The organism is Arthrobacter sp. KBS0703 (assembly GCF_002008315.2).
GTDB lineage: Bacteria > Actinomycetota > Actinomycetes > Actinomycetales > Micrococcaceae > Arthrobacter.
Window position 1 is genome coordinate 2,173,032 of record NZ_MVDG02000001.1, and the last position, 21,689, is coordinate 2,194,720.

Annotated in this window: 19 protein-coding genes and 1 pseudogene; 10 read left to right on the plus strand and 10 right to left on the minus strand. The window is 66.8% G+C overall.

Translation table 11 applies throughout. The features are described 5' to 3' along the window. Positions 1-70: 70 nt before the first annotated feature. Positions 71-3,532, minus strand: a pseudogene (locus B1A87_RS24985) (PDZ domain-containing protein); the annotation flags it as partial. Between the two features lie 74 nt (positions 3,533-3,606). Here B1A87_RS24985 and B1A87_RS10280 point away from each other — a divergent pair. Next, positions 3,607-4,500 carry a TIGR01777 family oxidoreductase gene (locus tag B1A87_RS10280; RefSeq protein WP_078026852.1) on the plus strand — a complete coding sequence of 298 codons (894 nt, stop codon included), beginning with the start codon at positions 3,607-3,609 and terminating at the stop codon, positions 4,498-4,500. Between the two features lie 39 nt (positions 4,501-4,539). Here B1A87_RS10280 and B1A87_RS10285 read toward each other — a convergent pair whose 3' ends face one another. Beyond that, positions 4,540-4,878, minus strand: coding sequence for a hypothetical protein (locus tag B1A87_RS10285; protein WP_144275777.1), 339 nt, complete (start codon positions 4,876-4,878; stop codon positions 4,540-4,542). A 233-nt stretch (positions 4,879-5,111) separates the two neighbouring features. Here B1A87_RS10285 and B1A87_RS23825 point away from each other — a divergent pair, with 233 nt between their 5' ends. After that, entirely contained in the window at positions 5,112-5,237 is a 126-nt protein-coding gene (locus tag B1A87_RS23825; protein WP_260680783.1) for a hypothetical protein, read from the plus strand. A 38-nt stretch (positions 5,238-5,275) separates the two neighbouring features. Here B1A87_RS23825 and B1A87_RS10290 read toward each other — a convergent pair whose 3' ends face one another. Beyond that, positions 5,276-6,241 (minus strand): serine/threonine-protein kinase, encoded by a 966-nt coding sequence (locus B1A87_RS10290; protein WP_144275778.1) that lies wholly within the window; start codon positions 6,239-6,241, stop codon positions 5,276-5,278. Between the two features lie 137 nt (positions 6,242-6,378). Here B1A87_RS10290 and lipB point away from each other — a divergent pair, with 137 nt between their 5' ends. The 4 genes from lipB to B1A87_RS10310 all read left to right on the plus strand — a co-directional run bounded on the left by lipB (position 6,379) and on the right by B1A87_RS10310 (position 9,399). Then, positions 6,379-7,047, plus strand: coding sequence for a lipoyl(octanoyl) transferase LipB (gene lipB, locus B1A87_RS10295; RefSeq protein WP_078026854.1), 669 nt, complete (start codon positions 6,379-6,381; stop codon positions 7,045-7,047). Then, positions 7,044-8,051: a lipoyl synthase gene (lipA, locus tag B1A87_RS10300; RefSeq protein WP_144275779.1), complete on the plus strand. Its 1,008-nt coding sequence runs from the start codon at positions 7,044-7,046 to the stop codon at positions 8,049-8,051. The genes lipB and lipA overlap by 4 nt, the downstream gene beginning before the upstream one ends. Positions 8,052-8,140: 89 nt before the next feature. Continuing rightward, entirely contained in the window at positions 8,141-8,887 is a 747-nt protein-coding gene (locus B1A87_RS10305; RefSeq protein ID WP_078028940.1) for a DUF4191 domain-containing protein, read from the plus strand. Positions 8,888-8,994: 107 nt separating this feature from the next. Then, positions 8,995-9,399 (plus strand): DUF3817 domain-containing protein, encoded by a 405-nt coding sequence (locus B1A87_RS10310; protein WP_078028941.1) that lies wholly within the window; start codon positions 8,995-8,997, stop codon positions 9,397-9,399. 68 nt (positions 9,400-9,467) lie between these two features. On the opposite strand, the gene B1A87_RS10315 is transcribed toward B1A87_RS10310, so the two are convergent. Continuing rightward, positions 9,468-9,905 (minus strand): RDD family protein, encoded by a 438-nt coding sequence (locus tag B1A87_RS10315; protein WP_078028942.1) that lies wholly within the window; start codon positions 9,903-9,905, stop codon positions 9,468-9,470. Between the two features lie 273 nt (positions 9,906-10,178). On the opposite strand from B1A87_RS10315, the gene glnA (B1A87_RS10320) reads away from it, so the two are divergent. Continuing rightward, the gene (glnA, locus tag B1A87_RS10320; protein ID WP_078028943.1) at positions 10,179-11,603 is read left to right on the plus strand and encodes a type I glutamate--ammonia ligase; all 1,425 of its coding nucleotides are present in this window, start codon (positions 10,179-10,181) and stop codon (positions 11,601-11,603) included. Positions 11,604-12,095: 492 nt separating this feature from the next. On the opposite strand, the gene B1A87_RS10325 is transcribed toward glnA (B1A87_RS10320), so the two are convergent. From B1A87_RS10325 to glnA (B1A87_RS10345), 5 genes are all read right to left on the minus strand, one after another. After that, a complete protein-coding gene (locus B1A87_RS10325; protein WP_078028944.1) occupies positions 12,096-12,731 on the minus strand; it encodes a hypothetical protein in 636 nt (211 codons plus the stop codon). 249 nt (positions 12,732-12,980) lie between these two features. Then, entirely contained in the window at positions 12,981-13,496 is a 516-nt protein-coding gene (locus tag B1A87_RS10330; protein ID WP_078028945.1) for a GNAT family N-acetyltransferase, read from the minus strand. A gap of 31 nt (positions 13,497-13,527) precedes the next feature. Then, a complete protein-coding gene (locus tag B1A87_RS10335) occupies positions 13,528-13,956 on the minus strand; it encodes a VOC family protein (RefSeq protein WP_078028946.1) in 429 nt (142 codons plus the stop codon). 75 nt (positions 13,957-14,031) lie between these two features. Then, entirely contained in the window at positions 14,032-17,046 is a 3,015-nt protein-coding gene (locus tag B1A87_RS10340) for a bifunctional [glutamine synthetase] adenylyltransferase/[glutamine synthetase]-adenylyl-L-tyrosine phosphorylase (protein ID WP_078028947.1), read from the minus strand. Between the two features lie 9 nt (positions 17,047-17,055). Continuing rightward, a complete protein-coding gene (gene glnA, locus B1A87_RS10345; protein ID WP_078028948.1) occupies positions 17,056-18,396 on the minus strand; it encodes a type I glutamate--ammonia ligase in 1,341 nt (446 codons plus the stop codon). A 268-nt stretch (positions 18,397-18,664) separates the two neighbouring features. Between glnA (B1A87_RS10345) and panB the strand changes: the two genes are divergently transcribed. Next, positions 18,665-19,570 carry a 3-methyl-2-oxobutanoate hydroxymethyltransferase gene (gene panB / locus B1A87_RS10350; protein ID WP_078028949.1) on the plus strand — a complete coding sequence of 302 codons (906 nt, stop codon included), beginning with the start codon at positions 18,665-18,667 and terminating at the stop codon, positions 19,568-19,570. A 38-nt stretch (positions 19,571-19,608) separates the two neighbouring features. Here panB and B1A87_RS10355 read toward each other — a convergent pair whose 3' ends face one another. Further along, complete coding sequence (locus B1A87_RS10355; protein ID WP_139362865.1) at positions 19,609-19,773, minus strand: SPOR domain-containing protein; 165 nt, start codon at positions 19,771-19,773, stop codon at positions 19,609-19,611. Between the two features lie 126 nt (positions 19,774-19,899). Between B1A87_RS10355 and map the strand changes: the two genes are divergently transcribed. Together map and ppgK are read left to right on the plus strand one after the other, a co-directional pair. Then, positions 19,900-20,778, plus strand: a complete 879-nt coding sequence (gene map, locus B1A87_RS10360; protein ID WP_078028950.1) for a type I methionyl aminopeptidase — start codon at positions 19,900-19,902, stop codon at positions 20,776-20,778. A gap of 81 nt (positions 20,779-20,859) precedes the next feature. After that, positions 20,860-21,663: a polyphosphate--glucose phosphotransferase gene (ppgK, locus tag B1A87_RS10365; RefSeq protein WP_078028951.1), complete on the plus strand. Its 804-nt coding sequence runs from the start codon at positions 20,860-20,862 to the stop codon at positions 21,661-21,663. Positions 21,664-21,689 lie beyond the last annotated feature (26 nt).

A 21,689-nucleotide genomic window follows, 5' to 3' on the forward strand; every position in this document is an offset into this window, starting at 1 on the left:
GGGCGTCAGCCGTCCGCGGGGCGGCGGGAGATGTGTATAAGAGACAGAGGTCACCTACTGCGAGCCTGAAATCGCGGGCCGGCGGCCGGTCTGTGGGAAGCTCCTGGACCATTTCCTTCAGGGCGCCGATTCCGTACTCCAGCTGCGGGTCGCGTCCTGCCGCGTAGGCGTGCGGCGGGAACGTCACCTCGATGTCCGGCGCAACACCGTAGTTCTCGACGCTCCAGCCCACGCCGCCGGCGAACCAGGTGGCGTAGCGCGGCTGTCTCTTATACACATCTAGATGTGTATAAGAGACAGGCGTAAAGCGGCTGTCGATGCCGACCACTCCGCCCCAGGTGCGGGTCCCGATCACGGGGCCGATCCCGCGCAGCTTCGACACCTGGGTGATGATGTCGCCATCGGAACCGGCGAATTCGTCGGCCAGGATAATGACCGGCCCCCGCGGTGCGTGGTGCGGGTAGGTCCGCGGCTTCTCGCCGCGCGGCATGCTCCAGCCGGTCACCTTGCGACCGATCAGCTCGGCCACCAGCTGGGAGGTGTGCCCGCCGCGGTTGCGGCGCACGTCAACGATGAGCCCGTCCAGCGCCGTTTCGGTGTCCAGGTCGCGGTGGAGCTGCGCCCAGCCGTTGGCCATCATGTCCGGGACGTGCAGATATCCGAAGCTTCCGCCCGAGGCTTCGCGGACGGTGCGCCGGTTCGCGGAGACCCAGTCCTGGTAGCGGAGCCGTTCTTCGTCCTTGATCGGAATGACGGCGATGCGCCGCTGGGCTCCTGCTGCCGGGCCGTGACCTGCTCCGTTGCGGATGGTGAGTTCCACCGCACGGCCGGCCGCGCCGACCAGCTGCATGGCGGGTGTGAGGGTTTCCGTCAGCCGGACACCGTCGATCGCGAGCAGGACGTCCCCGGCCTTGGCGTCGGCTCCGGGGCGGGTCAGCGGCGATGTTGCCAGCGGATCCGAGGATTCGCCGGCTAGGATGCGGACAATCTCCCAGCCCTCCCCCGTGAACGCCAGGTCGGCGCCAAGGCGCCCCTGGCCGTTGCTGCCGTTCTCGGTCGCGGCCGCGGGCCGGACGTAGGCGTGGGAGGTGCCAAGCTCGCCGTGAAGCTCCCACAGCAGGTCCACGAGGTCGTCGTGCGAGCCCAGCCGGTCGACCAGCGGCCGGTAGCGCTTGTGGATTGAGGCCCAGTCCTGGCCCGCCATGTCCTCGGTCCAGAAGAAGTCGCGCTGCAGCCGCCATGCCTCGTCGAAGGCCTGGCCCCAGACGCTGAGGGGGTCCATCAGGACGCGGATCCTCGTCAGGTCCACCTTGACCAGCTGGCCGGACTCCTCATCCGCCTTCACGTCGGAGGGCACCACCCGGACCTGCTTGTCGTGGACCAGCACCACTTTTTTGCCGTCGCCGGACACCCGGTACCTGTCGAGCGCCTCGACGATAGTGGCTGTCTTGCGCTTGGCAAGGTCGAACCTGACCAGGCCGGGCGCAGCGTCCTTGTCCTCCAGGCTCGCCCTGCCATCGCCGGTGACGCCGGCGAGGGGGCTGTCCAGCCACAGCAGGGCACCTTCGGCAGCCGTCAGTGACGAGTAGTTGCCCTGCGGGACGGGCACGCTGATGACCCGGTGTGACAGTCCGTCGGCGTCCACCCTGACCGTGGCGGGCTGTCCGGGCTGTTGTTCCGCCCCCACCGGTGCTGAATCCGCTTCGACGGAGAGGTCCACGCTGGGACCGAAGGGTGATGCTGTCTCCGCCGCAAGCGCCACCAGGTAGGGCTTGATCGGGCTGGGGAAGGACAGGTCAAAGGAATGCCCGTCGTACACGGGATCAAAACTGCGGTTGGACAGGAATGCGAGGAACTTTCCGTCCGGCGTGAACGACGGCGACTCGTCACGGAAGCGACCGTCGGTCACCTCAACGATCCCGGACTGCCCGGCGGCAACCGGGACGAGGCGCAGGCGGCTGCGGGAGCCGAACGACGTTACGGGTTCCGACCACGCCAGCCATGCGGAGTCCGGTGACCAGCACAGGTCCTCGATGCTGCCTTCGCCGATGCTCGTCACGGCCGTGATGGTCCCGTCGCGCGCGTCGGCCAGGAAAACGTCGCCGAACGCCGTGCCGACCGCCACCCAGCGGCCGTCGGGGCTCGTCTCCATGGCGCTGGCCCGCGACGGCTTCGGGAAGGAAATCTTCAGCGAGGCCGGGCCTGCCGGTGCCGTTCCCGGCCGGCCGGCCTGGTCCTCCGCCGCGGCGGCGGAGCGACGTCCGCCGCCGAGTCATCGGCGACCGTCAGCCCGGTGCCGTGGCCAACAAGTCCGGCCGCGGACACGGGAAGCGGCAGGGGAGACTCCGGAGGACGCCGGTGTCTCTTATACACATCTAGATGTGTATAAGAGACAGGTGTCGGGCGCCATCGGGGAAACCGGCGCCTCTGCCTGCACTTCCAGCTGCGGAGCAATCTCCTTGATGAACAGGGACTCGTCGCCGTCAAGGTCGGCGACGTAGGCGATGCGTCCGTCCGTCAGGGGGCGCGGAAGCCGGGCGCGGACGCCCGGAGTGGCTTCGACGACCCGGGACGGCCCGTCCTTGTGCCGCAGCCAGTGGACGGTGCCGTGGGCCTCGACGGCGCTGGCGGCTCCGGTGCTGTCCGGGCGGACGTCGCCGAGGTGCTTGGCGGCCTTGAGCATGGCGGGACGCCGGCCCTGCGAGGCGGATCCGAGCTTGATCTCCAGCCGGACGGCCTCGGATGCCAGGTCAGGGAGGATCCACAGCTCGCCGGCGGATTCAAAAATGACCCGTTTGCCGTCGGTGGATGCGTGGCGCACATAGAAGTCTTCGTGGTCCGTGTGGCGCCGGAGGTCTGTGCCGCCGGGCAGCACCGAATAGAGGTTGCCGTAGCCTTCGTGGTCCGAAAGGAACGCGATCCGCCCGTCCACCCACATGGGATCGGCCAGGTTACCGTCAAGGTCCGGCAGCAACCGTTCAAACTCGCCGTTGCCGTCGGCGTCGATCCACAGCTTGCCGGCTGTGCCGCCGCGGTAGCGCTTCCACCACGCCGGTTCGCGGGACAGGACGCTGCCCAGAACCACCGGCTTTTCATCTCCGACAACAGGCCCGAAGGCCACGGATTCAACCGGCCCGAACGGGAGCTCCTCGGCCCAGCCGCCGTCGGTGGACAGCCGGTAGGCATGCGTGTGGCGGCTCTCCGCCTGCCGGAACGCGCTGGTGACGACGACGTCTCCTGCCGGCGTAAAGCCCTTTACCCTCGTGGTGCTGTGGCCAAAGAAGGTCAGCTGGCGGTATCCGCCGCCGTCGACGTCGGCGATGACAACTTCGGGCGCTGTTCCCTGCACGACCGTCCAGACCAGCCGCTTGCCGTCCGGGGTGAACCGGGGATTGCGGGCCGGCAACTGGAGCGAGGAGACGCGCCAGGCGCGGCCACCGTCGAGCGGCGCGATCCAGACGTCGTCCTCGGCCACAAACGTGACCAGATCGCCGTGAACATGCGGGAATCGGAAGTAGCTCGAAGAGGTCATCGTTCGATCATAGTCAAAGTCAACAGAGGCTTCCGGGAGGTGCCGTACCGTGCCGGGACATGGTGAGATGGATCATGCGAATCGTCATGGCCGGCTCCTCGGGGCTCATCGGATCCGATCTCTCCTCCCGCCTCATCTCGGACGGACACGACGTCACGCGGCTGGTCCGGAGGCCGCCCAACGCCGCGGCCGAAGTCCGGTGGGATCCTGCGGCCGGCAGCCTTGACCCGGCCTGCCTTGAGGGTGCCGACGCGGTCATCAACCTCTGCGGGGCCGGCATCGGCGACAAGCCGTGGACGCGCGGCCGGATCGACGAACTTTTCCGCTCACGGCTCGACCCCACCCGGACACTCACGGCAGCGATGCGCCACCTCGACGCTCCGCCGAAAGTCTTCATCAGCCAGTCCGGCGCCGGATATTACGGCAACGCCGGGCAGAACCTTGTCACGGAGGAAGCACCCGCGGGCGCCGGCATCATGGCACGGATCTGCGTTGAGTGGGAGGCCGCAGCCCATGAGGCGCCGCCGGGCGTCCGTGTGGTGACTCCCCGCTCGGCCGTAGTGCTGAGCAGGTCCGGAGGTGCGCTGGGCCGGCTCATGCCGCTGCTGCGTGCAGGCCTTGGCGGCCCCCTGGGCAACGGCCGCCAGTACTGGCCGTGGATCACTCTTCCGGACATTTCCTCCGCTTTCGCTTTCCTCATGACGTCCGCCCTCTCCGGCCCGGTCAACGTCTCAGCGCCGCAGGCCGCCGACGTCAATACCCTGGTGACCGAGCTCGCCGCGGCGCTGCACCGGCCGGCACTGCTCCGTGTGCCGGCGCCCGCGCTGCGGCTGGTCATGGGCAAGCTGGCGGACGAGCTCCTGCTCGCCAGCCAGCGGATGGAGCCCGCACTGTTGCGGGGCGACGGGTTCAGGTGGCAGCATCCTTCGGTCCAGGGCGCCGTTAGCTGGGTGGTCGGCGGCTCCTGACCGCAGGCCCGACGTCGTCCTGCCGCCGGCGCGGTGCGGTCATGCCGCGGGCAGGATGTCGGCAATCCGCCACATCCCGTTCACGGGGACAAGGATCAGGCGCAGCTCCGCGCCCGGCTGCGGACCGCCAACGGCGACCACCGTGCCGTCGGCCAGCCGCTCCTCGTATCCGGACGTGGCCGACGTCAGCGCGACCACCGCCCTGGCCTTCGTGCTTTCCTGCAAGGTCCGGACCGAGGTGAGGCTCGTGGTGAACCCGGCCAGGACGCTCCCGGAATCCTGCAGCCGCGCGCTGATCTTGCGGTCGGCCTCCGCCGCCGGCGAGTTACGCGCATTGACCTCGTCCAACAGCTCCGGCTTTCCATCCCTGAAGGCCATCGACCGCAACCAGGCCAATCCCTTGACTGCTTCAGCCGGATTTCCCGCCCGTAGCTGGCTCCGCACGGCATCGGGGACCGTTGCCGATCCCGGCTCCGGTCCCGGAGCAGCAGGCGCGGTCCCGACCACGGGCGGGCGTCCGGCAGTTCCTCCCTGGATGTGGTCCGCCGACTGCGCCCACGGCACCAGCAGGAATGCTCCGGCGACGGCCGAAGCCGTTACAAAGCCGGCCCATGCGGCGGTGCGACGACGGCGCGGACCGGCAGTTGCTGACCGCCGGGAGGAGAGCTGCTGACTCTCCGTTGCGGCCCGCCTGGCATGGCGGGGCCTGTCTCTTATACACATCTAGATGTGTATAAGAGACGGCCACCGCCGCGCCGCTGCCTGACAGCGAGAATCAACGGCGAAGTGGACAGGCGCCTCCCCAGGCCCGGACGCGGTCCCGGCGGGGGCCGGACGGCGGGCCCTGCCGGCGCGTCAGGAGTTCGGGCAGCACCGTCGCGTGCACGGAGCTGGACAGGTCCACGGGGGTAGCGCGGGCGCTGCGGTAAATGGCGGTGGCGAGTTCCGGGGCGGCCGGCCGCTGCCTCCGGTCTTCGCTCAGGCCCGCCTCCAGCGCCGCTGCCAATTCAGCCGGGACTTCCGGAACGAGCACCGAAAGCGGGGGCCTGTCGGCCGCCGGAAGGGGTGGCGCGCCGGTGAGGCAGTACCAGCCGAGGGCTGCCACAGCATAGACGTCGCGTTCAGGCTGCAGCCCTGCCCGGACGGCATCCACCGGAGCAGGATCAGTGAAGCCGTCAGTACCAAGGTCCGCAGCGCCGGAGGGATCCCCCACCATCCGTGCCACGCCGAGGTCTGCGAGCAGCGGCTTGCCGTGCGCGGAGAACAGCACGTTTCCGGGAGAGACGTCGGAATGAGTGAATCCCCTGCCGTGGAGGTAGCCGAGAACCTGCGCGACAGGCGTCAGCACGGTCACGGTTTCGCCGACGCTGAGCCTGCCGCGGGCGCGGATGAGCTGGCCCAGTGAACCGCCGGAGGCATAGTCCATGAGCAGCCCCACCCCGTCGCCTCCCGGTTCGACGATCCGAACGACGTCGTGGGCCTTAACCAGGTGCTCGTGGTCAAGGACGGACATGATTAGGATTTCCCGGCGGAGGTCCTCCTCCAGAACGGCGCCTGTCCCGGCGGCACGGTTGCCCGCGCCTGCGTCCAGGCATTTCAGGGCCAGCGTCCGTCCGGTTGCTTCCTCGGTCACAAGCCACACCGCAGCGCTCCCGCCGCGGCCCAGCCAGCGGCAAACCCGATAGCCGGCTGCCCTCGGTTCGCCGCCGGACTGCCCCGTTTCCTGCCCCACCTCGTCCATGGCTTAAGGATTACCGGAAACGGCGGCATCCTGCAGAAGTTATCCACAGGCGGCGCAGGCGTGAGCCGGCCCGCAGCCGGATGAGAGCTTGGGCACAGTATCGGGCAGGATTGCGCCCGGGGTCTAAGCTGGATGCCATGACTCTTGAGTTCACACAGCTGGGTCTCGCCCCGGAATTTGTGGATTACACGCATGCCTGGGATCTCCAGCGCGAAATCCACGAGAATGTCCTGGCCGGCAAGGCCCCCAGCACAGTACTCCTGCTCGAACACGCCGCCGTTTACACCGCAGGTAAACGCACGGAAGACCACGAGCGCCCATTCGACGGCACCCCGGTGGTGGCGGTGGACCGCGGCGGCAAGCTGACGTGGCACGGCCCCGGCCAGCTCGTTGGGTACCCCATCATCAAGCTGAAGAACAAAGCCGGAATCCGGGACTACGTCGAACGGCTTGAGGCCGTGATCATCGCCGTCCTCGCCGACTACGGCATCACCGCCGTCCGGATCAAGGGCCGTGCCGGCGTCTGGATCGCCGAGGACGACAAGGGTCCCGCCCGCAAGATCGCTGCCATCGGCATCCGCGTCAACGAGGGCGTGACCATGCATGGATTCGCTATCAACTGCAACAATGATTTGGCCCCGTACGGCCAGATCATCGCGTGCGGAATCACCGATGCCGGCGTGACCACCATCGCCCGGGAGACCGGCCGGGACGTCGCCCCGGCAGACCTCGTTTCGCGGATCACCGAAGAACTGCGCAAGAATGAAGACGCCCTAGTTGCAACCCCCGAAGGAGCTCTACTGTGACACTGGCACCAGAAGGCCGGAAGATGCTGCGCATTGAGCAGCGGAACGCGGCCACCCCGGTGGAGCGCAAGCCGGAATGGATCAAGGCCAAGGTCCAGATGGGCCCGGAGTTCGTCCAGCTCAAGAACCTGGTCAAGAAGGAAGGCCTCCACACCGTGTGTGAGGAGGCCGGCTGCCCGAACATCTTCGAGTGCTGGGAAGACAAGGAAGCCACGTTCCTGATCGGCGGCTCCGAATGCACCCGGCGCTGCGATTTCTGCCAGATCGACACCGGCAAGCCCTCCCCGGTGGACGTCTTCGAACCCACCAAGGTGGCCCGCTCGGTCCAGGCCATGCAGCTGCGCTACGCCACCGTGACCGGCGTGGCCCGTGACGACCTCGCCGACGAGGGCGTCTGGCTCTACGCCGAAACGGTCCGCAAGATCCACGAGCTGAACCCGGGCACCGGCGTCGAACTGCTGATCCCGGACTTCTCCGGCAAGCCCGAGCACATCGAGGCGATCTGCGATTCCAAGCCCGAGGTCTTCGCCCACAACGTCGAGACCGTGCCGCGGATCTTCAAGCGGATCCGCCCCGCGTTCCGCTACGACCGGTCCCTGGACGTCATCACCCAGGGCCGGAACCTGGGCATGGTGACCAAGTCCAACCTGATCCTGGGCATGGGCGAGACCCGCGAGGAAATCTCCGAGGCGCTCCGGGACCTGCACGAGGCCGGCTGCGACCTGATCACCATCACCCAGTACCTGCGCCCGTCCGAACGCCACCTCCCGGTGGACCGCTGGGTCAAGCCGCAGGAATTCGTGGACCTGCAGCAGGAAGCGGACGAGATCGGCTTCCTCGGCGTCATGTCCGGACCCCTCGTCCGGTCCTCCTACCGGGCCGGCCGGCTCTGGGCCACCGCGATGCGCAAGAAGGGCTGGGACATCCCGGCCGAACTCGCCCACATCGAGTCCTCCGGAACCACCCGCCAGGAAGCCAGCTCACTGCTCGCGGCGCACTCCTAAAGAAACACATCTTTTCCTTGGCCGGGGGCCGGGGCCGGTTCTCTCCGGCGTCCGGCCCTTTGTCGTGAATCACGTAGAATTAAGGCACTATGGCGAAATCCCCTGATTCCAGCAACTCACCGGCAGCTGACGCTCCCAAGCGCGGCCTCTTCTCGCGCAAGCCCAAAGAGGCAAAGGACAAGAAGCCCAGCCGGCTTAAGCAGATCGGCGAAGTCTTCAACATGACGCGCCGCCACGATCCCATGGTTCCGTGGCTCATGTTGCTGGCCTTCCTTGGCGTCGTCGCCGTAAGCCTCATCATTGGCCTGGTGCTGGAAAACTGGATCACCGCGCTGATCATCGGCATCCCGCTTGGCTTCCTCGCCGCCACCCTGATCCTGTCACGGCGGGCCGAGCGTGCGGCGTTCGCCCAGATCGAGAACCAGCCGGGAGCATCGGGGGCCGCCCTGAGCACGCTCAAGAGGGGCTGGATCACCGAGGAACAGCCGGTGGCCGTCAACCCGCGCACGCAGGACGCGGTCTTCCGCGCCATCGGCCGTCCCGGCGTCGTCCTCGTCTCCGAGGGACCGACGCACCGTGTGCGGCCCCTGGTGGAAGCCGAACGGAAGAAACTCGTCCGGATCCTGCCCAACGTCACGATCCACGTCATTGAGAGCGGCCGCGGAGAAGGCCAGGTCCCGATCAGCCAGGTCGCCAAAAAGATGAACAAGCTGAACAACGAGCTCACCAAGACCGAGGTCAGCGCCGTTTCGAAGCGCATCTCGTCCCTGGGCGGCCGGCTCCCCATCCCCAAGGGCATCGACCCCTACAAGGCCCGCCCCCAGCGGGGACGCTAACACACCCCTGAACCGCCCCGGCGGCCGCCGCATCCGCGCCGGCCCCGGGGCGCTTTTGTCAGGATTGCCAAGCCAGCCCAGCGAAACCAACTGAAGCCGGAGCCCCTGTGAATTACCCGCCAACGTCCGCCGTCATCCGCGTCTTCCGGCTCCTGGCCGTAGCCGAAGCCTTCAGCTGGGCTGCCCTGCTGACCGGAATGTACTTCAAGTGGGTCGCCCGGACCACCGAACTCGGCGTAGAGATTGCCGGGCCCGTGCACGGCGCACTGTTCATCGGCTACGGCGTGGCCGCATTGGTCCTGTGGCGTCTGCAGCGCTGGCCGTTCCCCGTGGCGCTGTTCGCCGGGCTATCGGCCGTTGTCCCCTTTGCCACCGTGCTGTTCGAACGCTGGGCTGGCCGAAGGGGGCACCTCACAGCAACCGGGACGACAGCCGCCGATGCCGCAACGGCAGGACAGGGCGGCGAGGCTCCGGCCCCGGAACGGGCCGTCGAAGAGACAGCGGTCCGCTAGCCGGGCAAGGAAAGAGCCGCGCCCTGACGCAGGGCCCTGCGTCAGCCGGGCCCTGCGTCAGGGCGCGGTCACATCCGCACCAGCACGGTGTCCATGGCCTTGTCATGCAGCCCGCGCTGGTCGGGATCGAAAATTACTGCGGGAACCACCAGGCAGAGCAGCAGCGTGCGGACGAGCGCCGCGATTGGCCCGGCGGGCATGCCGCCCAGACGGACCACGTGGATCCCCAAGACCCTGTGTCCGATGCTGTAGCCCAGCGTGCCGACCAGCAGGATCTGCTCGGCGGCGAAGACAGCGAGCGTGGCCCAGGAGTTGCCGGCGAAGAAAGAGTTGCTGATCAGCAGGGCAACGGTCCAGTCGATGGTAATCGCCAGGATTCTGCGTCCCGCGCGGGCGATGGACCCGGGGCCCGATTCGGGGAGGCCGAGGCGCTCCCCCGGGTACTTTGAAATGCCGGAAGTGTCCGGCCCACTGAGCCAGGAGCCGATGTCTCTGCGATCTACCACCGTCCCAGTTTAGCGAGCCGGCCGCGCCGCCAGGGACGCTCACACTGTGGATGCGGATGGACCACAGTGTGGACACCGTATAGCGTTTACATATCAGGCGGTTCTGTAACCTGCCGGAAACAAAGCGGACACGGCCGAGAAATCCCATGTCCCTAGGGTGGTAACAGTTGCTAGCGAGCTGGGAGCGGGGGCACTTTTGTGTTTTCGCCCCTGCTGATTGCGCTGGGCCACATGGCTTTCCAGCCAGTTATTACATATGCGTAAGGAGCATAGATGTTCAAGACTGCGGACGAAGTCCTCAAGTTCATCAAAGACGAAGATATTAAGTTCGTCGATATCCGCTTCACCGATCTTCCTGGCGTTCAGCAGCACTTCAATGTGCCCGCCAAGAGCGTGGACGCAGATTTCTTCGTCAACGGCCAGCTCTTCGACGGATCCTCCATCCGTGGCTTCCAGGGCATCGCAGAATCCGACATGCAGCTCATTCCGGATGTCACCACCGCATTCCTGGACACGTTCCGCATGGAAAAGACCCTTGCGCTGAACTTCTCCATCGTGAACCCCCGCACCGGTGACCCTTACCACCGCGACCCCCGTGGTGTTGCCGAGAAGGCTGAAGCCTACCTCGCCTCCACCGGCATCGCCGACACCGCGTTCTTCGCCCCTGAGGCAGAGTTCTTCGTGTTCGACAACGTCCAGTACCAGTCCTCCCCGCAGGGCAGCTTCTACAAGATCGACTCCGAAGAAGCCCACTGGAACACCGGCCGCGAAGAAGAAGGCGGAAACCTCGGCTACAAGACCCCTGTCAAGGGCGGTTACTTCCCGGTTTCCCCCACCGACAAGCAGGCCGACCTGCGCGACGCCATGTGTGTTGCCCTGGACGAGGCCGGCCTTGAGGTCGAGCGCAGCCACCACGAAGTCGGTTCCGCCGGCCAGGCTGAAATCAACTACAAGTTCACCACGCTGACCCACGCGGCTGATGACCTGCAGAAGTTCAAGTACGTCATCAAGAACACCGCCGACGCGTGGGGCAAGTCCGTCACGTTCATGCCGAAGCCGGTCTTCGGTGACAACGGCTCGGGCATGCACTGCCACCAGTCGCTCTGGAACGGTGGCGAGCCGCTGTTCTACGACGAGAAGGGCTACGCCGGCCTGTCCGACATGGCACGCTGGTACATCGGCGGCCTGCTGAAGCACTCCTCGGCTGTGCTGGCCTTCACCAACCCGACGGTCAACTCCTACCGCCGCCTGGTCAAGGGCTTCGAAGCCCCCGTGAACATGGTCTACTCGCAGGGCAACCGCTCCGCCGGTATCCGCATCCCGATCACGGGTTCCAACCCGAAGGCCAAGCGCATCGAGTTCCGCGCTCCGGACCCCTCCTCGAACCCGTACCTGGCCTTCGCTGCCCAGCTGATGGCCGGCATTGACGGCATCCGCAACCGCATCGAACCGCCGGCTCCCATCGACAAGGACCTCTACGAGCTCCCCGCCGAGGAAGCCAAGGACATCCCCAAGGCCCCGGGCACGCTCGAGGAAGCCCTCGACGCACTGGCCGAGGACAACGAGTTCCTCCAGGCCGGCGGCGTGTTCACCCAGGACCTGATCGATACCTGGATCGAGTACAAGTACGAGAACGAGATCAAGCCGCTCTCCCTGCGCCCGAACCCGTACGAATTCGAGCTCTACTACGGCGTCTAGTCAGATGAACCGGCTGACGCGGCATTAGTCCGCGGATAGTCCGCAAGAGTCTCGCTACAACAAAGGCCGGCCCCGGGTTTCACCACCTGGAGCCGGCCTTTTGTCGTCTGCGGATCTGTCTGTCCGAGTTACTGGGTCCGCGGGTTCAAACGCCAGCACCCTCGGCGGTGGTGGCGTGCAGGGAGCCCAGGTAGCTCCTCAGGGGCGGGACCTTGCCCGGAGGACCGCGGCAGACAGGCCAAGGACGGCCATCAGGGATCCAAACATAACGGCAACGCCTGAGATGTATTCAGTAATAGTCATGGCCGTGCACCTTCCGCTTGTGTTGCACTGAAGCTACGCGCCCAAACGTGGCATTGCCGGAGAATCGCCGGGGAAATTGCTCACGATTAGGACACGGCCCGTAAGCCCGGTCGTGTTCCTCACCATGAGTTACCCTGAACCCCGACCCGGTGCCGGGCAACTCCCCCTGCGGGCGTGGGCCGCCGAGCTTCAGCTTCCCCGGCAGGGCTCCGCCGCGTAAAGTCCCCAGAGCGAATCGGATCCGGCACCGCCAAACGCGTCCCTGTCTGCGGACAGGGCGCGGCACAGGATGAGCGATTCCGCAAAACTTCGCCTGATATACGCCTCCCAGTCTGCCCGTTCAGAGGTGAAGGCCTGCGTTCCCATCTGGTACTTCAAGTGGGCAAAGTGATCCAGTATCCGGTGGGCGGTGGCTTCAGACCTGGCGGCCAGCTGCTGTGCCTCCCGTTTGGCCGCCGGATCCCGGATGGCCGCAGGATCGGGCAGTTCCTCGCGGCGCCAAAAGTACGGCTGAAGGTCCACATTTTCCACGAAGATCTTGTCGATCTCCTGTTGCTGGGCATACAAAGACGCTGCAGTGCTGCTTTCCAGTGTGCTCCTGATGCCGAAGTACTGGTACGCCGCTGCAATGAGGGTGGCGGCCACGCCGGCCGCGATGAGCAGCAGCTCGACCCTCCTGTGTTTCCTGGAGCGGCTGCTTTTCAGCTGCGCCCGGGCATGGTCCATGTCCCGGCCCACCGTGCCACGCCGGCCGACGCCCGGTTCCTCCCGGGGCGCGGCCATGGCCTGTCTGCCTGGTCCGCCGTCCGGGTCGCCGAGTTCCATGTCCGCACTCCGTGGTGGTCACATTGCGGTGCTGCTGACGGCGCCGGATAGAGCGCCGAAAGCTGGCTCCAGGCGTGCTGAGACCATGGAGCCAGCCTTTTTCGGCGAGTGTCCCCGAGATGAAGACTCTTTCAAGCCTTCCCCCCAACAAGGTTTGAAGAACACTGCCAAGACACAGAGTAGGCACCTAGCGGGAACGGTGCAATGGTCCGGGCGCCCTCTCTCAACCGGCGGTGACCCGGCGCCGGCTCAGAAGGCGGCGTACATGATTCTCTGCGGCCCGGCGTCGCCGCCCAGATATCTGCCGGCATCCTCAAATCCCGCCTTGAGATAGGCGGACTGCCCGGCACCGTTGCGTTCGTTGACGGAAAGTACGACGCCGGCCTGGCCGCTTCCCGTCCTCGCCGTCAGTTTTGCGGCGGTCACCACCGCCGCGGCAGCCGCGGCCTTCCCCAAGCCTGCGCCCTGGCGGCGCCGGTCAATCAGGAATCCGCGGAGCAGCCACACGGAATCGTCGTCCGGCCACCCGGCGAGCCGGGCGGCTCCCGACTGCAGCGTCAGCACGCCCACTGCCTCCCCGCCCGCTTCAATGACGTAGGGCCTGCGGGACTCTTCCTCGAGCCCCACCAGCATCATCCGCAGGGGATCGCCCACGAAGTCCTCCTGGCCGGGCCCCACTTCCATCCCGGCCACTTCGCCGAGGTGGATGGACCGGGCATCGGCGTCAAGGTCCCGGAGGGAAATGAGCCATACGGTGGAAAGCATGATCCGAGCCTACCCGCGCGGCGGTCGCCTTTTATCCTGCTGGCGGCGCCGGGGCGTCGGCCGGAGGTCCCGCCGGATCCATCCACATCACTTCCCACAGGTGGCCGTCCGGGTCCTGGAAACTGTGGCTGTACATGAAGCCGTAATCCTGGACCGGCTGGGACTCCGTCCCTCCCGCGGCGATCGCCTTCCGGTACATGTCATCGACACCCTCACGGCTGCCCACCGAGAACGCCATGATCGCTTCGGTGCTGCTGGTGGCGTCCGCGATGCTCTTGGACGTGAAGGTCTTGAAGAATCCCTCGACAAGGAGCATGACGTAGGCGTCGTCGTTGATGATCATGCAGGTGGCATTCTCATCGGTGAAATCCGGGTTGAAGGAGAACCCGAGGGCCGTGAAGAATTCGACCGACCTGCCGAGGTCCTTGACAGGCAGATTCGTGTAGATTTGGGTTGCCATGCGCCCCAACCTAGCACTTGGCCCAGCACGTGTCAGCCCTTCGCGGCCGCCGGAATCCTGCCCCGCGGCCGGCGCCTACTGGCCGTAGAAGACCTTCTCAAAGACGCCCCGTGCACGCCGGCTGACCCGCAGGTAGTCCTCCTCGAAGGCCGCTGCCATCCCCTCCTCGTAGCCGCACCACCGGGCCACCGCCTCGAGGTCGCGCCGTGAGGACGGCAGGAGGTCCGACGCCCGGCCCGTCCAGATCACGTTCGCGGAGCGGATCCGGCTGGCCAGCCGCCAGGCGTCCGCGAGCAGCCCGGCGTCGGCTGCGTCGATCAGCCCCAGCGAAGCCGCGGCGTCGAGCGCCTTCAACGTTGACGTCGTGCGCAGCTCGGGATGCTTTCCGGCGTACTGGAGCTGCAGGAGCTGGACCAGCCATTCGACGTCACTGAGTCCGCCGCGGCCGAGCTTGAGGTGCCGGGCGGGATCCGCGCCGCGCGGCAGCCGCTCGGATTCCACCCTCGCCTTGATCCGACGGATTTCGCGGACGTCAGAGTCGGAGAGCGATTCCGGGTACCGGATCGGGTCGATGAGCGTGACGAAATCCGCGGCGAGCTGGTCGTCGCCGGCGATCGGCCGGGCACGCAGGAGCGCCTGCGCTTCCCAGCCCAGTGACCATCGCCGGTAATACTCCGCGTAAGACTCCAGCGACCTCACCATGGCGCCGCTCTTGCCCTCGGGACGCAGGTCGGCGTCGACCGCTAGGACCCGTTCGGCCATGATCGCCGGTTTGAGGGGCTGCGTCAGCAGGCTCGACAGGTGCCCCACGATCTTCGCGGCCTGCTGCTGGGCTTCATCGTCCGAGGCGCCCGGCAGCGCCCGGTGGACGTACAGGACATCGGCATCGGAACCGTAGCCGATTTCGCGGCCGCCCTGCCGGCCCATGGCCACCACAAGCACCGACGTCTTCAGCGGGCCGGACGCGGCGACGATGTTCTCGGCGGCACGCAGGGCACCGAGGATGGCAGCCCTGTCGGTCTCGGCGAGGGCCTCCCCCACCTGGTCCTGGGCGAGCAGTCCCGCGCTGTCGGCTATGGCGATGCGCAGGATTTCCCGACGGCGGATCAGCCGGATGAGCCTCATGGCGCTTTCCGGATCCGCGTGCCGGGACATCTTTGAGGCGATTTCCTGCCATTGGGCCTCGAAGCTGAGCGGCGCCAGTTCCTTGTCCGTTCCCAGCCACGCCACGGATTCCGGCGACACCTCAAGAAGGTCGGCAATGAGCCGTGAATTGGACAGCATGTGGCAGAGCCGCTCCGCCGCTGCCGCGGAATCCCGCAGCATGCCGAGATACCAGTGCGTGGTGCCCAGCGTTTCACTGACCCGGCGGAAGGCGAGCAGGCCGGCGTCGGGATCCACGCCTTCGGCGAGCCAGCCCAGCAGGATCGGCAGCAGCTGCCGCTGCAGGGCGGCGCGCCTGCTGACGCCCGCAGTAAGCGCCTCGATGTGCCGCATGGCACCCTGCGGATCGCGGTAGCCCAGCGCCGCGAGCCGGCCCTGCGCGGCCTCCGGCGTCAGGCGGGCATCCTCGCTGCTGAGCTTGGCGGCGGTGTTCAGGAGCGGGCGGTAGAAAATCCGGTCGTGGAGTTCCCGGACCGAGCGTTTCGTTTTCTGCCACGTGGCCAAGAGCGCGTCCGGGTGGGGCCGGTCAAGGGAGAACGGCCCCAGCACGGCCTTGGCCAGGGCACGGAGCAGGTCCTCCTTGACCGGCATCAGATGGGTCCGGCGCAGCTGAAACAGCTGGATGCGGTGCTCGAGCAGACGAAGGTACCGGTAGGCGTGATCGAACTCGGCTGCGTCTGCGCGGCCGATGTAGCCGCCCGTGGACAGGGCGGCTATCGCCGAGGTGGTGTCGCGGTGCCGGAGTGTTTCGTCGGATTTCCCGTGGACCAGCTGGAGCAGCTGCACCGTGAATTCGATGTCCCGGAGCCCTCCCCTGCCGAGCTTGATCTGGCGCTGCTCCTCCGCCACGGGAATGTGTTCGGTGACGCGGCGGCGCATGGCCTGCACGGATTCGACGAACCCCTCCCGGCTCGCCGACGTCCAGACCAGCGGCGAAACCGCATCCTCATACCGCTTGCCCAGGCCGGCGTCGCCGGCGATGGTCCGTGCCTTCAGCAACGCTTGGAATTCCCAGCTCTCGGCCCAGCGCGCGTAGTAGCTCTGGTGCGAAGCCAAGGTCCGGACCAGGGGCCCGGATTTTCCCTCGGGCCGGAGGTTGGCGTCCACTTCCCACAGGCCCGGCTCCCGCGCCGGCGACGAAATAGCGCGGGAGATGCCCGAAGCCAACGCCGTGCCGATGGTGTTTGCCCGGGCGTCGTCATCCAGCTGCCCGGCTTCCACCACATAGATGACATCGACGTCGGAGATGTAGTTCAGTTCGCGGGCACCGCATTTGCCCATGCCGATCACGGCCAGTGCGACGTCGGCGACCTCGGCGGGGTCGAACTGCGTGGCCGCTTCAGCCCGGGACACGGCGAGGGCGGCTTCGACGGCCGCCCCGGCCAGATCGGCGAGCTCGGCTCCTACGGCGGGCATGAAGTCGAGCGGATCGGCGGCGCAGAGGTCCTTGACGGCCAGGTCCACCACGCCCCGGCGGTACGCCGTCCGCAGCGCCTCGTAGGCTTCTGGCCCGGAGATCCCCGCCACCGGCCGGGAGGCCTTCGGGTCTGCGCGCACTGCCCTGAGCAGCTGGGCCCGCAGCTGGTCCGGTGCCGCCTGGAGCGGCTCCGGGCTGGCGGTCACCTCGAAGGCGTCCAGATGCTCCGGATGGCGGATGAGGAATTCGCCCAGCGCCTCGCTGGCACCGAGGACACGGTAGAGCGGCTCGCTCGTGTCGGTGTCCGCCGCTGCCAGCTTCCTCAGGTCCGGGTGCTTCTCGATGAGCCGCACCAGGGACTGAAGGGCCACATCCGGGTTCGCGGCGAGCTGGAGCCCGGCGAACAGCACGTCCTGGTCAATCCCCTCGAGCTCGCGGGCAGCGAGGAACCGTTCGCCCTTCTCCAGGTCGCTGAAGCCGGCCGATATGAGACGGCGGGCGAGGCTCACCGCGGCCGCCTAAAGGATGGCGAGGTTGCGCTGCAGTTCATAGGGCGTCACCTGGAGGCGGTAGTCCTGCCACTCGGCGCGCTTGTTGCGCAGGAAGTGTTCAAAGACCTGCTCGCCCAGGATCTGCGGCATGAGTTCGGAGTCCTCCATGGCGCGGATGGCGTCGTGCAGGCTTGCCGGGAGGGGATCGTGGCCCATGGCACGGCGCTCCGCCGAGCTCAGCGACCAGATGTCGTCCTCCGCCGCGGCCGGCAGCTGGTAACCTTCCTCGATCCCCTTCAGTCCGGCGCCCAGGAGCACCGCGTAGGCGAGGTAGGGGTTGGCCGCGGAGTCGATGCCTCGGTACTCGATGCGGGCGGATTGTCCCTTGCCCGGCTTGTACAGCGGAACACGGACCAGGGCCGAGCGGTTGTTGTGGCCCCAGCTCAGGTAGCTGGGCGCCTCTCCCCCGCCCCACAGGCGCTTGTAGGAGTTCACGAACTGGTTGGTGACGGCGGTGAATTCCGGGGCGTGCTTGAGGATTCCGGCGATGAACTGACGGGCGGTTTCCGAAAGCTGGAACTCGGCCCCGGCCTCGTAGAACGCGTTGGTGTCGCCCTCGAAGAGCGAGAAGTGCGTGTGCATGCCTGACCCCGGGTGCGCCGTGAACGGCTTGGGCATGAAGGTGGCGTACGTGCCCTGCTGAAGTGCGACTTCCTTAATGACGGTCCGGAACGTCATGATGTTGTCCGCCGTCTGGAGGGCGTCGGCGTAGCGAAGGTCGATCTCGTTCTGCCCCGGTCCGGCCTCGTGATGGCTGAACTCCACGGAGATGCCCACGGACTCGAGCATGGTCACCGCGGTGCGGCGGAAGTCCTGTGCCACGCCGCCGGGGACGTGGTCGAAGTAGCCGCCCTCATCAACCGGGATGGGTGACCCGTCGGGACCGGGTTCCTGGGACTTGAGGAGGTAGAACTCGATTTCCGGGTGCGTGTAGCACGTGAAGCCCATGTCCGCGGCCTTGGCCAGCGTGCGCTTGAGGACGTTGCGGGGATCGGCGGCCGACGGCTCGCCGTCGGGCGTCAGGATGTCGCAGAACATCCGCGACGTCTGCTCCGTCTCGCCGCGCCACGGCAGGATCTGGAACGTCGAGGGATCCGGCTGGGCCAGCATGTCCGATTCGAAGACGCGCGCCAAGCCTTCGATGGCGGAACCGTCGAAGCCCAGGCCCTCTTCAAAGGCACCCTCTACTTCTGCCGGCGCCAGGGCCACGGACTTGAGTGAACCCACGACGTCGGTGAACCACAGACGCACGAACCGTACGTCACGCTCTTCGATCGTGCGCAGGACAAACTCTTGCTGGCGGTCCATGAAGGCCTCTTCTCCGGGTCATCGTCCATGCCCCGGGTCCGTTGATGACGAAGCCGGCGGCAGTTCACGAATCACTTTACTAAGCATTTCGGCGCGGTGCTGGCGCAGCTGCGGCGCGTAACACAGCGTTAACACGACGGGACGGCCGGACCGGTGGCCGGCAGGACCCGGGGAGGCACGTGCGGACGGCCGGGTTGTGGCGCGAATCACCCGGGGAGCCCCTGCCGCCCGGTAGCAAGGACCGCGGGTCTCGCATTACGCTCTAGCCATGGCCTCAAGCAGCAGTTCCGACTCAAGCATGTCCGCCGAAGTATCCGCACCGTACGGAAACGGACCCGCGGCGGCCGCGGCGCCGTCGTCGGAAACTCCCAAGAAGCCGGCAGCCCGAATCCGCACACACCACCTGCAGGAGGCCAAAACCAAGGGTGAGCGCTTCGCGATGCTGACCGCCTACGAGCAGTACACGGCGGAGATTTTCGACCAGGCGGGCATCGAAGTGCTGCTGGTGGGCGATTCGGCGTCGAACAATGTGTTCGGCAACGAAACCAGCCTGCCCGTCACGGTCGACGAACTGCTGCCGCTTTGCCGCGCCGTGTCTCGTTCGGCCAAGCGCGCGCTGGTGGTGGCGGACCTTCCGTTCGGCAGCTACGAGGTATCGCCGCAGCAGGGTGTTGCCACGGGCGTCCGTTTCCTCAAGGAGGGCCTGGCGCACGCGGTCAAGATCGAGGGCGGCAAGTTCTACGCCGAAACGGTGCGCGCCATGGTGCAGGCGGGCATTCCCGTCATGGCGCACATCGGCTTCACGCCGCAGAGCGAGCACTCCCTCGGCGGCTACCGTGTGCAGGGCCGCGGCGATGACGCGGCGCGGCTGATCGAGGATGCCGTTGCCCTCGCCGACGCCGGCGCATTCTGCGTCCTCATGGAAATGGTTCCCGCCGAGACAGCCGCTGCCGTGGACGCAGCAGTTCCGGTGCCCACGATCGGGATCGGGGCCGGGAACGTGACCACTGGCCAAGTCCTGGTCTGGCAGGACATGGCGGGGCTCCGCGGCGGCAAGATGGCCAAGTTCGTCAAGCAGTACGCGGATCTGCGGACGGTACTCAGCGATGCCGCCAAGGCATACGGCGACGACGTCCGCTCCGGCCAGTTCCCCGGTCCTGAGCACTCCTTCTAGGACAAACCGGGCCTGCTAGCGCGAACGGGGGCCGCCGGTCAGTCCTCGTCGCCTTTGTCCCAGGCCTCGTTGCGTGCTTTGACCTTCTCGAGGGCGTGTTCCGCTTCCTGCCGGGTCTTGTAGGGGCCAATCAGCTGGCTCCAGTCCGACATCGCGTCTTCTTCGACCTCGTGGGTGTTCACGTTGTACCAGTACTCGGGCATCGACGTTCCTCGCTTCCGGTTGGCAGCCGGCCCCGCGGGCGTGATCCACGTAACGTAAACCGCAACCGGGGCCGGGATGCCGCATAAATTTACATGGCATTCTGCGCTGCCTTATATGATCAATCTATGCCTTCCTTAGCCTCGACCGCACCCACCGGCACGCTCACCCAGGGATCTGTCAGCCCGCAGCGGCCTGTACCCGCGTCGATCCCGCGGCCCGAGTACGTCGGCAAGCCCGGCCCGGCGAAATTCACCGGCTCTGAGGTGAAGTCGGCCGAAACCATCGCGAAGATCCGCGTCGCGGGCCGGATCGCCGCCCAGGCGATCGTGGAAGTCGGAAAGCACATCGCGCCCGGCGTCACCACTGACGAACTTGACCGGATCGGCCACGAGTTCCTGCTGGACCACAACGCCTATCCCTCCACGCTCGGTTACCGCGGCTTCCCGAAGTCCCTGTGCTCCTCGCTCAACGAAGTCATCTGCCACGGAATTCCGGACAGCACGGTGGTGCAGGACGGCGACATCCTCAATATCGACATCACGGCGTTCATCGGCGGCGTGCACGGCGACACGAATTACACCTTCCTCGTCGGGGACGTGGACGAGGAATCGCGCCTGCTCGTGGAGCGGACGAAGGAATCCCTCAACCGGGCCATCAAGGCGGTGGCTCCCGGGCGGCAGATCAACGTGATCGGCCGCGCCATCGAGTCCTATGCCAAGCGCTTCGGCTACGGGGTGGTCCGCGACTTCACCGGGCACGGCGTCGGAGAAGCCTTCCACACCGGCCTCATCATTCCGCACTACGACGCCGCACCGGCGTACAACACCGTGATCGAAGCGGGCATGGTGTTCACCATCGAGCCCATGCTGACCCTTGGCACCATCGAATGGGACATGTGGGCGGACGACTGGACCGTGGTCACCAAGGACCGCAAGCGAACCGCCCAGTTCGAACACACGCTCCTGGTCACCGAATCGGGCGCGGAAATCCTCACGCTGCCCTAACACCCGCCGGCCGCCCCGGCCGCAATCCGGCAAGCCACTCTTGCCCCCCGAGCCCCTTACCCTGCCACGAACGGAATTCCATTGGCCAAGAAGGACGAAAAAACCCGCAAGAACGCACCGCTGATCGGCATCGACATCGGCGGAACCGGAATCAAGGGCGGCATCGTCGACCTGAAGAAGGGCAAACTGATTGGTGACCGGTTCCGGCTGGCCACGCCCCAGCCTGCGACCCCGGCAGCGGTCGCGGAGGTTGTGGCGCAGGTGGTCGAAGAACTGTCGGCGCGCCCGGATGCCCCCGACGCTGACAGCCCGGTTGGCGTGACGTTCCCCGGCATCATCCAGCACGGCGTGGTCCACTCCGCCGCCAACGTGGACAAGAGCTGGATCGACACCGACATCGATGCGCTGCTGACGGCACGGCTGGGCCGCCCAGTGGAGGTCATCAACGACGCCGACGCCGCCGGCCTCGCGGAGGCCCGCTACGGCGCCGGCGCGGGAATCGGCGGCACGGTCCTCGTCATTACCCTCGGCACCGGCATCGGCTCGGCGTTCATCTTCAACGGCCAACTGGTACCCAACGCTGAACTCGGCCACCTCGAGATCGACGGCTTCGATGCCGAGACCAAGGCCTCTGCCGTGGCGCGGGAACGGGACGGCCTCAGCTGGGAAGAGTACAGCGTGCTCCTGCAGCGTTACTTCTCCCATGTGGAGTTCCTGTTCTCCCCCGAGCTGTTCATCGTCGGAGGGGGCATCTCCAAGCGTGCCGACGAATACCTGCCGCACATGAAGCTGCGCACACCGATCGTTCCCGCCGAGTTGAAGAACGAGGCCGGTATCGTCGGCGCCGCCATCGAAATCGCGCTGCAGCACGACCTGGCGAAGTAGGTCCGGACAGGCCCCCGGGGCTGGAC